Annotated in this window: 13 protein-coding genes; 5 read left to right on the forward strand and 8 right to left on the reverse strand. The window is 42.1% G+C overall.

Annotated features, from left to right (window positions below; all coding sequences use genetic code 11):
- Window positions 1-190 precede the first annotated feature (190 nt).
- The 5 genes from asd to F887_RS00330 all read right to left on the reverse strand — a co-directional run bounded on the left by asd (window position 191) and on the right by F887_RS00330 (window position 5,736).
- A complete protein-coding gene (gene asd, locus F887_RS00350; protein ID WP_005297659.1) occupies window positions 191-1,042 on the reverse strand; it encodes an archaetidylserine decarboxylase in 852 nt (283 codons plus the stop codon).
- Complete coding sequence (locus tag F887_RS00345; protein WP_005297661.1) at window positions 1,039-1,887, reverse strand: sulfurtransferase; 849 nt, start codon at window positions 1,885-1,887, stop codon at window positions 1,039-1,041. The genes asd and F887_RS00345 overlap by 4 nt, the downstream gene beginning before the upstream one ends.
- A gap of 368 nt (window positions 1,888-2,255) precedes the next feature.
- Window positions 2,256-3,461, reverse strand: a complete 1,206-nt coding sequence (gene pncB / locus F887_RS00340; RefSeq protein WP_005297663.1) for a nicotinate phosphoribosyltransferase — start codon at window positions 3,459-3,461, stop codon at window positions 2,256-2,258.
- Between the two features lie 139 nt (window positions 3,462-3,600).
- The gene (locus F887_RS00335) at window positions 3,601-4,086 is read right to left on the reverse strand and encodes an ankyrin repeat domain-containing protein (RefSeq protein ID WP_005297664.1); all 486 of its coding nucleotides are present in this window, start codon (window positions 4,084-4,086) and stop codon (window positions 3,601-3,603) included.
- Between the two features lie 126 nt (window positions 4,087-4,212).
- The gene (locus F887_RS00330) at window positions 4,213-5,736 is read right to left on the reverse strand and encodes a catalase (RefSeq protein WP_005297666.1); all 1,524 of its coding nucleotides are present in this window, start codon (window positions 5,734-5,736) and stop codon (window positions 4,213-4,215) included.
- A 197-nt stretch (window positions 5,737-5,933) separates the two neighbouring features.
- Here F887_RS00330 and dtd point away from each other — a divergent pair, with 197 nt between their 5' ends.
- Entirely contained in the window at window positions 5,934-6,374 is a 441-nt protein-coding gene (gene dtd, locus F887_RS00325; RefSeq protein ID WP_005297668.1) for a D-aminoacyl-tRNA deacylase, read from the forward strand.
- Between the two features lie 50 nt (window positions 6,375-6,424).
- Here the strand turns inward: dtd and F887_RS00320 are convergent, their stop codons facing one another.
- From F887_RS00320 to serB, 3 genes are all read right to left on the reverse strand, one after another.
- Window positions 6,425-6,904: a hypothetical protein gene (locus F887_RS00320; RefSeq protein ID WP_005147825.1), complete on the reverse strand. Its 480-nt coding sequence runs from the start codon at window positions 6,902-6,904 to the stop codon at window positions 6,425-6,427.
- Window positions 6,905-7,052: 148 nt separating this feature from the next.
- Entirely contained in the window at window positions 7,053-7,388 is a 336-nt protein-coding gene (gene aciT / locus F887_RS00315; RefSeq protein WP_004803470.1) for a ciprofloxacin tolerance protein AciT, read from the reverse strand.
- Window positions 7,389-7,794: 406 nt separating this feature from the next.
- A complete protein-coding gene (gene serB, locus F887_RS00310; RefSeq protein ID WP_005297670.1) occupies window positions 7,795-9,015 on the reverse strand; it encodes a phosphoserine phosphatase SerB in 1,221 nt (406 codons plus the stop codon).
- 61 nt (window positions 9,016-9,076) lie between these two features.
- Here serB and F887_RS00305 point away from each other — a divergent pair, with 61 nt between their 5' ends.
- The 4 genes from F887_RS00305 (at window position 9,077) to nusB (ending at window position 12,712) form a co-directional block, all read left to right on the forward strand.
- The gene (locus tag F887_RS00305; protein WP_171067412.1) at window positions 9,077-10,372 is read left to right on the forward strand and encodes a hypothetical protein; all 1,296 of its coding nucleotides are present in this window, start codon (window positions 9,077-9,079) and stop codon (window positions 10,370-10,372) included.
- A gap of 283 nt (window positions 10,373-10,655) precedes the next feature.
- Complete coding sequence (gene ribBA, locus F887_RS00300) at window positions 10,656-11,777, forward strand: bifunctional 3,4-dihydroxy-2-butanone-4-phosphate synthase/GTP cyclohydrolase II (protein ID WP_005147838.1); 1,122 nt, start codon at window positions 10,656-10,658, stop codon at window positions 11,775-11,777.
- Between the two features lie 11 nt (window positions 11,778-11,788).
- The gene (gene ribE / locus F887_RS00295) at window positions 11,789-12,259 is read left to right on the forward strand and encodes a 6,7-dimethyl-8-ribityllumazine synthase (protein WP_004803462.1); all 471 of its coding nucleotides are present in this window, start codon (window positions 11,789-11,791) and stop codon (window positions 12,257-12,259) included.
- Between the two features lie 3 nt (window positions 12,260-12,262).
- Window positions 12,263-12,712, forward strand: coding sequence for a transcription antitermination factor NusB (gene nusB, locus F887_RS00290; RefSeq protein WP_004803459.1), 450 nt, complete (start codon window positions 12,263-12,265; stop codon window positions 12,710-12,712).
- Window positions 12,713-12,727 lie beyond the last annotated feature (15 nt).

Consider the following 12,727-nt stretch of genomic DNA (forward strand, 5'->3'; position numbering starts at 1 on the left):
TACTGACTATTGTTCCAAAAGTTAAAATCCCGATACATTCAAAAAAAGAAAATTGTGGTATTAAAAATTTCATTATTATCTACCTTTATCTTAAATTATCTAAAAATATTTTGAGCTAAACAAATATATAAGATTTAGCCTATAAATAAAAAGCCCCAACTTCGGGGCTTTTTAAGATCATTTTGTAAACTTAAACTGAGTGACCTAAACGCTCACCCATCACCACTGTCGAATTGGCTTTAAATTGTTCTTCCCAAACCATTTTATCTTTTTCAAATAAAACTACAGCTGTTGAACCTAAATAGAAGCGGCCTAACTCTGCACCTTTATCCAATTTCATTTGATGATGTTGCAATTCAACTTTGCCAGATGGTTTTACTTTGCCTGTGGCAACCGTTTCAATACCCGCCACAATCATGGCACCAACTAAAACCACCGCCATACGACCCAGTTCGGTATCAAATAAACACACCATACGCTCATTACGTGCAAACAAACCTGGTACATTTTCAGCTGTGGTTTGGTTAACTGAGAACAACTCACCCGGAATATATAAAGTTTCGGTCAAAGTGCCCGCCAAAGGCATATGTACACGGTGATAATCTTTTGGTGATAAATAAACCGTCGCAAATTGGCCATCTTGGAATGGTTTTGCCAGTTGCGGATCGCCAATCAGTTTCTCAACTGAAAAGCTTTGGCCTTTAGCTTGGAAAATATCACCTGCTTCGATTTTACCCAGTTGCGAAATCGCACCATCCGCAGGACATACAATGCTATCCGCTTGTTCATCGATGCCACGCACACCATCTTTCAATGCACGGGTAAAAAATTCATTGAAAGATTTATAGTGTTGCGCATTGCTTTGTTCAGCAATGCTCATATCAATTCCGTATTTTGCTTTGAACGCTTGAATAACAGCAGTTTTTACCAAAAGATTTTCACTTGCGGCAACCTTACCAACGACACGGCTCAATTGATGTTGCGGCACAAGATTCTGTGCTTTGATAAAGAGTTGTTTTTTTAAATCTGCTGCAAAACTCAAGACGGTGACTCCCCTGAAATAATAGGACTATCGAGGCGATTGCCCCATTCACTCCACGCACCATCGTAGGCCCTAACTTGCCAGTTGAGCAATCTTGCCAAAATATACGCCAAGCCAGAACGGTGATGAGACTGACAGTACACCACCACAGGTTGTTGTAAATTAAAGCCTAATTGTTCTAAACGTTGTTGTGTGCGTTCAAGCGGGTGTAATTTTAGATGATTTTCACGGTTTAGGGCAGTACTCCATTCAAAATGCAGTGCATTTGGGATGTGACCGCCACGTCGCGCAGCTAGGCGTAAGCCCGTGTATTCCTCATTGCTGCGGCAGTCCCAGAGCTGAATATTGTCTTGTTCGACATGTTGTAACAATTCATGATATTCAATGCGATGCTGCTGCACAGTGTCTAAATCAATCTGAAAAAGGTTGGCAACAGGTTTGACCGTATCGACTTCAGCTGTAGTTGGTAAACCTGCGCCCAACCAACCATGAATCCCACCATTAATCAAACTGGTGCGGTTAAAACCAAGGCAATGTAAATTCCAGATTAAACGTCCAGCCCACGCCCCACCTTCATCGTCATAAACCACGACATGATGTTGAGGTGAAATATTTAACTTCTCAATTAAAGCCTGTAAGCCTGTTAAATCAGGCAACACCCCATTGGCTTGTTCTTGTTGTGCAACCAAGTATTTAGGCTGTAAATGAATCGCATGGGGAATATGCAGTTGCTCATACACCGAAGCTCGGCTCAAATCGACAATACGAATCAACTCACTACCTAAATAAGGAACAAGTTGTTCAGGCTCAATCAGTAAACCCAGTTTAAAATCTACGTCAGTCATCGTTATGCTGTTTTATCATCCGCATTGGGGATGATATTAACATAGCCGACTTTTTATCTTTGTCTGATTTTTTGCATTCGTTTAGCAGAAAAGGAGATATAGCATAGAGCTTAAACTAGGATGGATCAAAAATTAAGAACTTGCTGATCATCGCGGAAGTTAAACCATATTGCTTTCTCGGAAAAATTACTGGTGCTAAGGCGGCATGGATGCCGCCCGTTGAACTGCGGCATCAAGGATGTGCCGTCAGTTCAACAAAAGATTTTTGTTACTTTTGATCTTTCAAAAGTAAAGAGTGCCTATACAAACCGCTTATGGGTTTTGAGCTATTTCATGGCTGTGCGAGATTTTGAGTTATGCAAGAATCATTATGCTTCTTCAATATCAAACACCTGACGCAAATACGCCAAGAACGTATCATTATCCGTCATGGTCTTACCCGGACTATCCGAAATCTTCGCCACGGATTGACGATTACACTCCACCAATTTCAACACAATATTCAATGGTTTCTGCCCCATATCATTGGTCAAATTGGTGCCAATCCCAAAACTCACTTGGAAACGGTCTTTAAAATATTGATGCAATAACCATGCTTTTTCTAAATTCAGACCATCACTAAAGGTTAACATCTTGGTCTTGGTATCAATCTTGAGTTTGCGATAATGCGCATAAGCCTTATCACCCCACTCATACGGGTCACCACTGTCATGACGTAAACCATCGAATAATTTGGCAAAATACAAATCAAAGTCACGCAAGAAGGCATCCATACCGACCACATCGGTCAAGGCAATCCCTAAATCCCCACGATACTCTTGTACCCATGCCTCAAGTGCTGCTTTTTGGAAATTACGCAAACGCACATCAAGTGCTTGAAAAGCCTGTAAGAATTCATGTGCCATGGTACCAATCGGGCTAATTCCCAATTGCTTCGCCAATAGCACATTACTGGTACCTCGAAATACTTTTGGCGCAGCGGCATGAAATGCTTGTACTACATGTTTTTGCCACTCAAAACTATAGCGACGGCGTGTACCAAAATCTGAAACTAAGAAAGGTGGATCATTTTTTAGTTGTTCTTGTTCATATTGTTGCAGTTGCACCAGCTTCTGTTGTAGTCGGCGCTCGCCTTCTACCCAGACATCATCATTACGGATACGACGGAAATACAGCTCATTGACAATTGCCAAGACAAAAATCTCAAACATCATCGCCTGCACCATTGGGCCTTCAATGCGGATATCTAAACGTCCTGCCTCATCGATACTGGCTTGAATAAAACGACGCTTCAGCTGAAATAATTCAAGGTAATCAACAAAATCACTTTTGATAAAACGCAATGAACGTAAGTATTGTAATTCATCTTCCGCAAAGCGCAGTTCACACAGCAAATCCAACTGCTGATTCAAATCATCCAAAATTTCAACCAACGGATAGGCCGTATCTTCTAAATTACGACAGCGGAATAAATAAACACTATGCGTTTGCGGAAACTGATGTAACACCACCTGTAACATGGTGAATTTATATAAGTCGGTATCAAGTAATGATTGAATAATTGGTGTAGACATGACTGACTTGGATCTATTCTCGTTTAAGCATTAAAGCATACTTTTACGCAGAAATGAGTCTGTCTACGACGATGGATATTTCCTTCTCAATAATCTTTTTTAGAGTCTTTTTAAATTCAAATATTTAATAGAGGTAAGCTTATTTCGATAGCGAAGGTTGAATCTCTTTTAAACGTTGCTGTTGTCCAAACTGAATCGCGAATTGTTCTGCGGTGAGCTGTCCCGTTTTTTCCGCATAGATGTCGCAATCCACCTGACGCAACTGTTTGGCAATACTCCATTCGGCTTTCACAATCGCACCCATCAGTGCCGTATGCCCCCGTTTGTCCCGAAGACAACGATTCGCATGATGCTGCAGCAATATTTTTACTGCATCTTTCTGCCCATAATAACTCGCCATCATCAATGCGCTATAACCAGAATGATCTTGAATATCAATGGGAAATCCATGCTTTAGAAACTCTTGCAAGACCTCGACATTCCCCACTTTGGCTGCGGAGAAAAACAGCTCAACCACTTCTTCGGAAGCATTGCCCTGTTCAGATGGTGCTGCGGCATAGACGGAAGCCCCCACACTGCTGCAAAACAAGCACGCAGCAAACAAGATCGAACGTAATTGGATCATAAACATATCCTTAAAAATCTGAAATGAGTGCCTGTAACACTCGCCCTAGGTGCAGGAAAGGCTATTGAGGTTACAGGACTTTCTAGGGGTAACATTCAGGCACCTGTTACCACATCAGCAAAGCGTTTATTCGTCTTTCAGTTGAGCTGCTTTGCTTTGCACATTGTTCAGATTCACGTTTAGTGCTTTGGCAAGACGCGTTCCATAGTCAGCATCTGCCTTATAGAAGTAAGACACCATAATGGTTTTTGTTTCGATATCTTTGACCGCGCTTAAATCAGCCGTAAGGTTACGAATCAGGTCATTCTTTTCCAATGCTGAATAACTACGATATAAATCACCAGCCTGTTTAAATGGCTGCTGTTTCTGAATCGCGTGCTGCATCACTGTACCCTGCAAAGGTGTTTGTACAGCTCTGGCAATCTCAGAAGATGGCTTTGGTTCAATCGTACTTGGCTCATAATTCACATGAGACTCCGTTTGTCCCATGTTCATAAAGCCTTCCTGATTATTGTTATTCACCGCAACACGAGGACGATTCACTGGAATCTGTTGATGGTTCGCCCCTAAACGATACAACTGTGTATCTGAATAAGAGAAAATACGACCTTGCAGCAGACGGTCTTCTGAGGGTTCAATCCCAGGAATTAAGTTGCCAGGCGCAAATGCCGATTGTTCGGTTTCCTGGAAGAAGTTTTTCGGCATACGATTGAGAGTCAACGTTCCGACCTTCGTTTCAGGCACCAGATCATTCGGCCAGATTTTGGTCGCATCTAATGGATTAAAATCAAATTTATCCAAGTCTTTTGGATCTAGTACCTGAATATACAAATCCCATTTTGGATAATTGCCTGCATAGACATTTTTATACATGTCATTGGTCAAATGATTCCAGTCACGCCCTTGTACTTCGCGAACCTGATCTAGATTCAGGCCTTTGACCCCTTGTTTCGAACGCCAGTTAAATTTGACGTATTTATATTCGCCCTTGTCGTTATAAAGCTTGAAAGCATGGACGCCAAAACCATCCAAAGTACGATAGCTTTCAGGTGTGCCCAAGTTTGAATAGACATAGGTCAACATATTGATTGACCAAGGTTGAGTCTTTAAGAAATCAAAAATTCGGTTTGGATCTTGAACATTGGTGACTGGATCCGGCTTCATCGCATGTACAAAATCAGGAAACTTGATTGCATCACGAATAAAGAACACGGGTAGGTTATTCCCCACCAAGTCCCAGTTACCTTGCTGTGTATAGAACTTTACCGCAAAACCATGTGGATCACGTGCAGTTTCAGGTGAACCTTTAGGATGAATCACCGTTGAAAATCGAACAAAAATAGGCGTTGTGGTACCTGCTTTAAACATGGAAGCAACCGTTAAATCAGAGAGGTCTTTGGTGGCAACGAAATCACCATATACCCCTGTACCACGGGCATGTACAACACGCTCTGGAATGCGTTCACGGCCAAAACGTTGTAATTTTTGAATCAACTGGACGTCTTGCAACAAGGTTGCACCGTTTGCCCCAGCCGTCATCGAGTTTTGGTTGTCACCAACTGGTGCACCATTGTCTTTTGTTAAAGGTGCTGCATACGCTGTGTTGAGCGTTGCTGCCATAATTGTAAATAAAAAAGTTCGCTTAAACATGCTGTTCAATCCAAAAAATCAAAATACCTTTCCTGCACAGGGACTATACAAAGATTCTATCAATAGATAAAAAAGATAATTTTAATAAAACAAATCGAAAAATAAGATCAAAGACAATCAAGTTCCGTGCTGAGGTCGATGCTGAATGAGCAAATCTGTTAGACTGCTGCCCTGATTCAATACCGATCTTCATTTTTATGCGTGCATTAATTCAACGTGTCCTCGAAGCCAAAGTTGTGGTTGAAGGGCAAACCACTGGCGAAATTCAACAAGGCTTATTGGTCTTTCTAGGTCTCGGTAAGGAAGACACCTTAGAGAAAGGCCAAAAGTTGATTGATAAGATTTTGAAGTATCGTATTTTTGATGATGAACAAGGCAAAATGGGCTGGAATGTCAGCCAAGCCAAGGGTGGGATTTTATTGGTTTCACAGTTTACTTTAATGGCACACACCCAGAAAGGGTTACGTCCTGACTTTGGACCCGCCATGCCGCCTACAGAAGCTAAAGCGCTGTATGAGCAATTGGTTGCCTATGCACAACAACAATTTGAGCATGTGCAAACTGGGATTTTTGCAGCGGACATGAAAGTCCATTTAATCAATGATGGACCCGTCACCTTTAATTTAGAGATCGAATAATTCTAAACAATAAAAAACTCCCGATTTGGGAGTTTTTTATTGCCAGCTGATTATTTGCCAGTTTTTTCTTTAATAAACGCACGTGCTTGACGAATTTTTTCTTTGACCGGTTTTGGCACTTTAGGTGGAATCAACTTCGCTGCTTGGTTAAACCAAACTAACAGGCTAAAGTCGCCTTCCATTTTGATGCTGCCATCTTGCATACCCGTCATGAATGCTGTTGGGTCGCCTTTCACCAGCGTTTTTACCCCTTGCTCACTCGAGGCAAATTGTAAAATAAAATCAGCTTTTTCTGGACTACCTGCCACTGTCTCGATCTTGCCACGGTTCACAATGATCTGACGTGCCAAACCTAAATCTGTACCAATCTGAATACGGAATTCACGGTCATGAACCAATTCAATAAACTTTGGGCTCGTACGTGCCAATTGCTTCATACGTAACGCCAAACCTGCCACCAATAAATCAAGTGGATCAGTGCTTACATCAACGATAGGTAACTTAACCACAGGTAAAGAAGAAAGCTTCATGACATTTATGCCTACAGTATTATGATGAAAATTAAGACAACCGTATCCTAGCACAATTGTATCTAGGTCTGTAAAAGCTTTGTTGCAGAAAATTAGTACAAAAAAGGCATGCTGAGCATGCCTTTGATGTTGTTCAAATTATTATCATTTATCTGCTAGAACATTGCTGCTGGTCGTCCTTATATACAGGGGTATGTTCAATATACTGACGATTTGCCAGCTGTTTTTGTGCTTGTTTGTCTTCACGTAAAAGGATAAATGTAACCGTTATCATCGCAAGGCTCAACGCGGTCAAATAACTATAGGCGACGGACATCTCGAATATGGTTTGCGCACCAAAGCGCACCACTTCTAACAGTCCCCAGCACAGCATACCCGCCAACATAAAACCTAACCAACGACGATAAGGAGAAAAGAAAACAGCAATAACTGCGACAGCGATTAAGCCAAATCCAACCCACATGGTGAAATTCGCTGCTTCCATAGAAACCTCCGTCTTAAAAGGGGTGGCCTGTATTTATATTCAGACCTCTATATTGTTCTGTAATCTCTAACAGTACTTCGTGTTGCATTAACGTCTTTATGCATTATGGAGCGTTTTTTTTAGAAAAAAAGAGCCTGAAATTAACCTTACGACACAAGCTGTCGCAATATGCTTTTGTCATTACATTTTTAAAACATATAAAAGTCTTGAATGTCCATATAGCATCGATTACAGCGTGTCATTACAAAAAACTATGCCGCTTTTTTGCTGCAAAAAAACTTTTTTCAGAATTTTTTTATCGTTGTTTTTCTATACATTTAGACATAATTATGACGAATAAATGACGTTCAAAAAATGAATAAGGCCGCAATAAAAACGACCTTATTTAAACCCTATAAACTTTGGGCTAAGCGCGGTTTAAATCCTTATCGTGCATACCCAACAAGTACAGCACACCATCTAAACCAACACTTGAAATGGCTTGATTGGCATTTTGGCGGACCAACGGCTTGGCACGGAATGCAACACCTAAGCCTGCAATTGAAAGCATCGGTAAGTCATTGGCACCATCACCAACAGCCATCGCCTGCTCTAGTGAAATTCCCATTTTTTCAGCCAATTGACGCAGTAATTCTGCTTTACGAGCACCATCAACTATGGCACCTTTCACTTCACCAGTGACAAAGCCATCTTCAACATCAAGAATATTGGCATGTACTTCATCAATCCCAAGTTTTGCTTGTAAGTACTCAGCAAAGTACTGGAAACCACCTGATAAAATTGCCGTTTTATAACCTAAAGCTTTCAAGGTTGAAATTAAACGCTCTGCTCCTTCGGTGACCGTCAAACGTTCTGCAATTTTCGGTAATACCGAAGCATCCAAACCTTTTAATAACGCCACACGTGCGCAAAAACTTTGTTGGAAATCAAGTTCACCCAACATGGCACGTTCCGTAATTTCAGCAACTTGAGCACCAACACCGGCTTCTAATGCCAGTTCGTCAATGACCTCTTGCTCAATCAAGGTAGAATCCATATCAAAGCAAACCAATCGGCGATTACGACGGTAAGCATTGTCTTCTTGCACCGCCACATCAATATTGAGCTCACCCGACAAACTCAAACAAGCAGCACGCATCGCTTGCGCATCCAACATTTGCCCACTGAGACCAAACTGCACACAGGCACGACGTGGAAATTGGCTTTCTGCATCGAGATCTAAACGTCCCGATAAACGGGTGACTGTTTCAATATTAAAGCCCTGACTTGATACAATTTTAGTCACGGCTTGCAGGTGTGCAGCGGTAAGTTCAGGTGCAAGCGCAGTTACGATATAGCGAGTTCGGCCGCCTTCACTCACCCATTGATCATATTCTGCGTTGGAGATTGGTTTAAATCGCACAGTTAAGCCAATATCATGTGCTAAAATCAAAATCTCTTTCATTGCTAGTGCAGTTGCAGTCTCATTATCCGATGCAACAACGATCCCAAGGGTCAGTTGATTATGGATAACTGCCTGCCCCACATCGAGTATTTGCAAAGAATGTACGGATAGTACCTGCATTAATCGAGTAAACTGATTCGGTTGATCTGGTCCTAGAAAGGATATAAGAATGATTTCTCGCATGAATTGACTCGTGGTTGAGCGACAACTATTGTAAGAATCATAACATAACCCATGAATCTATTTGCCTTGGAAATTTAACTTGAATGCGCCTCGCCAAGGGCTATTTGCTAGCCTACTGATCGTAAGTTTTGCATTGCATACCTTTTTATTGGTGATTGCAACGACACATCAACTCAATGAAAATCGCGCTAGCCAAGGACAACTGATGACCAGTCAGTTAGTGGCAGATAGTCTTGCTGAGTTGGAACCCGCCAATACCGTTTCGCTGGCATTGGTGGCGAATCGTTATGCAACCAATCCTAGTGTTGCGTCCATTCGTATCCTCGATGCGAATAAACAAGTGCTTGCAACCAGTGGCATGGCCAAAACCCGCCAAGGTGAAGTGTTCGTTCGTGATGCACTACAAAATGAAAAGAAAGTTGGTACGGTTGAAATTACCTTGATCCAGCCGAGTATCGGTGAGATTTTGCGGACTCAATGGTTAGCGATTTTAGTTTCACTGTTCATCCATGGGCTGATTTGGTTGGCCTATCGTGCCATCGCACGTCCAACACGTAGCGAATACTTAGCACGTATCAATCAAGAAAATCATCTCAAGCATGAGATTCAACGTTTAACCCAAGCCCTTGCACTTGAAAAACAAAATGCTGTGACTTTGGTTGCTCAGGCACAACAGCAGGCAAAAGCGCAAGCCAAACCGCGTGTTGAAAAAAATCCAGTTGAATCCGTATCACTGGACGATCAAGCTCTGGCGCTCAATATTCAGTTTTATGATCCTAAACAATTATTGAGTAGCGTGAACCAATCTGTTTCCGTGCCTTATTTCAAATTATGCCAATTATTTTTAGATAAAAGTATTGCGCTCTGTGCCAAGCATTACCAGATTGATGCGGCTCAAATTCAGGTGGTTCAAGAATTCAATGCAGATGGTGCAAGCTTAGCAACGACAGCGGACAGCAGTCATGCCCTTGAATGCTTGATGATGGTTGGTGCTGTTTTCCAGTTATTGGCCGATGTACTGTATAAACGTTATCGTGAAGATAAACGTTTTGCCTTACAAACCCGTGGTGCAGTTGCAAGTGCAGTCGACGCCATGCAGTTAGATGCAGTTGAAGCAGCAAAACGCTTGGCACAGCATTTACATGCCAAAGAAGCCGCTTTGCATTTAAATCATGAGCAGCTCAAAAGCATTCAAAACAGTTATGAATTAGTGGCTATGCCAAATCCAAGTAATATCATGACCCGTCATGCTTTTATGATTAATGGTATGAACGAACAATGTGCAACCGTTGCTCAAACGCTGCGTACCGAAATTTTAATGGGTAAAAAAGCCAAAGCATCGACAGAGCTTGAATAAATAGTACTTCGACTGTGGTAACTCAGTCATCCTAAACACAAGGCTTTGTCTCCAACAAAGCCTTGTGTTTTTTTATTTAGCCCGCACATAGAAAGCTGACAATCGCATCACACCGTCTTGTAAAGCAGCAAAGCTGGTCAGGATAAAGTGTTGTCTTATCATTTGCTGGTCCTCTCTTTTTATTGATAAAGAAGCACAGGCGAAATTTTTTTAAATGCGGTAAACTATGCCAGATTTATCGAATACTAGTGCCTAACAAAGGCAAGATAAAAGGTGAAAGCGAATGCCGCTGAGTCATGTTGAAGAGCTTGTTGCAGATATTCGTGCAGGCAAAATGGTCATCCTAATGGATGATGAAGATCGTGAAAATGAAGGTGACTTAGTCATCGCTGCAACACATGTTCGCCCTGAAGATATTAACTTCATGATTACACATGCACGTGGCTTGGTCTGCCTGACACTCAGTCGCGACCGCTGTAAACAACTTAACCTTCCATTGATGGTTGATCAGAACGGCGCACAGCACGCAACCAACTTCACGCTTTCGATTGAAGCGGCAGAAGGCATCAGTACAGGTATTTCAGCAGCTGAACGCGCACATACCATTCGTACTGCGGTTGCAGCACATGCCAAACCAAGTGATATCGTACAACCAGGTCATATTTTCCCGTTAATGGCACAACCAGGTGGTGTTTTACACCGTGCAGGTCATACCGAAGCAGGTTGTGACCTTACCCGCTTAGCTGGTCTAGAGCCAGCCTCAGTGATCTGTGAAATCATCAATGATGACGGCACCATGGCGCGTCGTCCTGATTTAGAAGTGTTTGCAGAAAAACACGGCTTAAAAATTGGTACGATTGCGGATCTGATTCATTACCGCATGACCAATGAGCAAACTGTTGAACGTTTGTCTCAAGAAACTATTGAGACCGAATACGGCACTTTTGAGCTGTATAAGTATCGTGAAATCGGCAATCCTGATATTCATGTTGCCTTAGTTAAAGGTGAGCCGAAACAAGGCATTACTACAGTGCGTGTTCATGGTTTCAGCCCAATCCGCGATTTATTAAAACTCAATAAAGCTGACGGTTCTCCTGCGTGGAACTTAGACCTTGCCATGCAAACCATTGCAGCAAGTGATCGTGGTGTATTGGTATGGATTGGTCAGGGTCAATTAGAAGATCTTGGTCCTGCATTGCAGAGTCTAAATCAGCCAAAACCACTCAAATCCAATGCAGCACTGTCTCATCAATATCAAACCATTGGTGTGGGCGCGCAGATTTTACGGGATTTAGGCGTTGAGAAAATGAAGTTGTTGAGTTCTCCACTTCGTTTCAATGCTTTATCTGGATTCAATTTAGAGGTAGTGGAATACATCACTGCCGATCAAATCACAGCAAAATAATCGAGGTTGCTATGGCAATTCGCCGAATTGAAGGTTTATTACATCTCGCAAGCGAAGGTCGTTATGCGATCTTAGTGGGTCGTTTCAACAGCTTCGTTGTTGAACATTTACTTGAAGGCGCAATCGACACTCTAAAACGCCATGGCGTTGCAGAAGAAGCGATTACTGTTATTCATGCACCAGGTGCATGGGAACTGCCAATTGTTGCGAAAAAATTAGCAGCTTCAAATAAATTTGATGCCATCATTGCATTAGGTGCAGTGATTCGTGGCAGCACACCTCACTTTGACTTTGTTGCAGGTGAATGTGCGAAAGGCTTAGGTGTGGTTGCTCTTGAAAGCACAATGCCTGTAATCAATGGTGTATTGACTACAGACAGCATTGAACAAGCAATCGAACGTTCGGGTACGAAAGCAGGAAATAAAGGTAGCGAAGCTGCATTGACTGCAATCGAAATGGTTAACTTATTAAAGGCAATTTAAAGCATGTCGCAAACACTTCAGGCCGCTTATGCAGCGAAACGCAAAGCACGTCGTTTTGCTGTACAAGGGATTTATGAATGGCAAATGAGTCAGAACCCAGTACATGAAATTGAAGCGCGCACGCGTGTAGAAAATGCCATGCACAAAGTTGACCTTAACTATTACCATGAATTACTCACTCAAGTGATTGCTCAACATGAAGCTTTAGATGAGTTACTCATTCCTGTGCTTGATCGTGAATTAAGTGCACTGGATGGTGTCGAACTTGCAACGTTACGACTGGGTGCTTATGAATTACGAGATCATCTCGAAGTTCCGTACCGTGTTGTACTTGATGAAGCGATTGAGCTAGCTAAACACTTTGGTGGCGCAGATAGTCATAAATACATCAATGGTGTATTAGACCGTCTTTCATCAAAGCTTCGTGAAGCTGAAAAACAACAAGCAAAATAATAGGCTTGATGTTGC

Origin of the sequence: Acinetobacter sp. NIPH 2100, from assembly GCF_000369805.1 — a bacterium.
Lineage (GTDB): Bacteria > Pseudomonadota > Gammaproteobacteria > Pseudomonadales > Moraxellaceae > Acinetobacter.

Excerpts from the sequence above, each read along its gene's own strand:
- nusB (WP_004803459.1), top strand. The coding sequence starts at position 12,263 with ATGTCGCAAACACTTCAGGCCGCTTATGCAGCGAAACGCAAAGCACGT.
- aciT (WP_004803470.1), bottom strand. The coding sequence starts at position 7,388 with ATGGAAGCAGCGAATTTCACCATGTGGGTTGGATTTGGCTTAATCGCT.
- dtd (WP_005297668.1), top strand. The coding sequence starts at position 5,934 with ATGCGTGCATTAATTCAACGTGTCCTCGAAGCCAAAGTTGTGGTTGAA.
- ribBA (WP_005147838.1), top strand. The coding sequence starts at position 10,656 with ATGCCGCTGAGTCATGTTGAAGAGCTTGTTGCAGATATTCGTGCAGGC.
- F887_RS00345 (WP_005297661.1), bottom strand. The coding sequence starts at position 1,887 with ATGACTGACGTAGATTTTAAACTGGGTTTACTGATTGAGCCTGAACAA.
- F887_RS00320 (WP_005147825.1), bottom strand. The coding sequence starts at position 6,904 with ATGAAGCTTTCTTCTTTACCTGTGGTTAAGTTACCTATCGTTGATGTA.
- ribE (WP_004803462.1), top strand. The coding sequence starts at position 11,789 with ATGGCAATTCGCCGAATTGAAGGTTTATTACATCTCGCAAGCGAAGGT.
- pncB (WP_005297663.1), bottom strand. The coding sequence starts at position 3,461 with ATGTCTACACCAATTATTCAATCATTACTTGATACCGACTTATATAAA.
- F887_RS00335 (WP_005297664.1), bottom strand. The coding sequence starts at position 4,086 with ATGATCCAATTACGTTCGATCTTGTTTGCTGCGTGCTTGTTTTGCAGC.
- F887_RS00330 (WP_005297666.1), bottom strand. The coding sequence starts at position 5,736 with ATGTTTAAGCGAACTTTTTTATTTACAATTATGGCAGCAACGCTCAAC.
- serB (WP_005297670.1), bottom strand. The coding sequence starts at position 9,015 with ATGCGAGAAATCATTCTTATATCCTTTCTAGGACCAGATCAACCGAAT.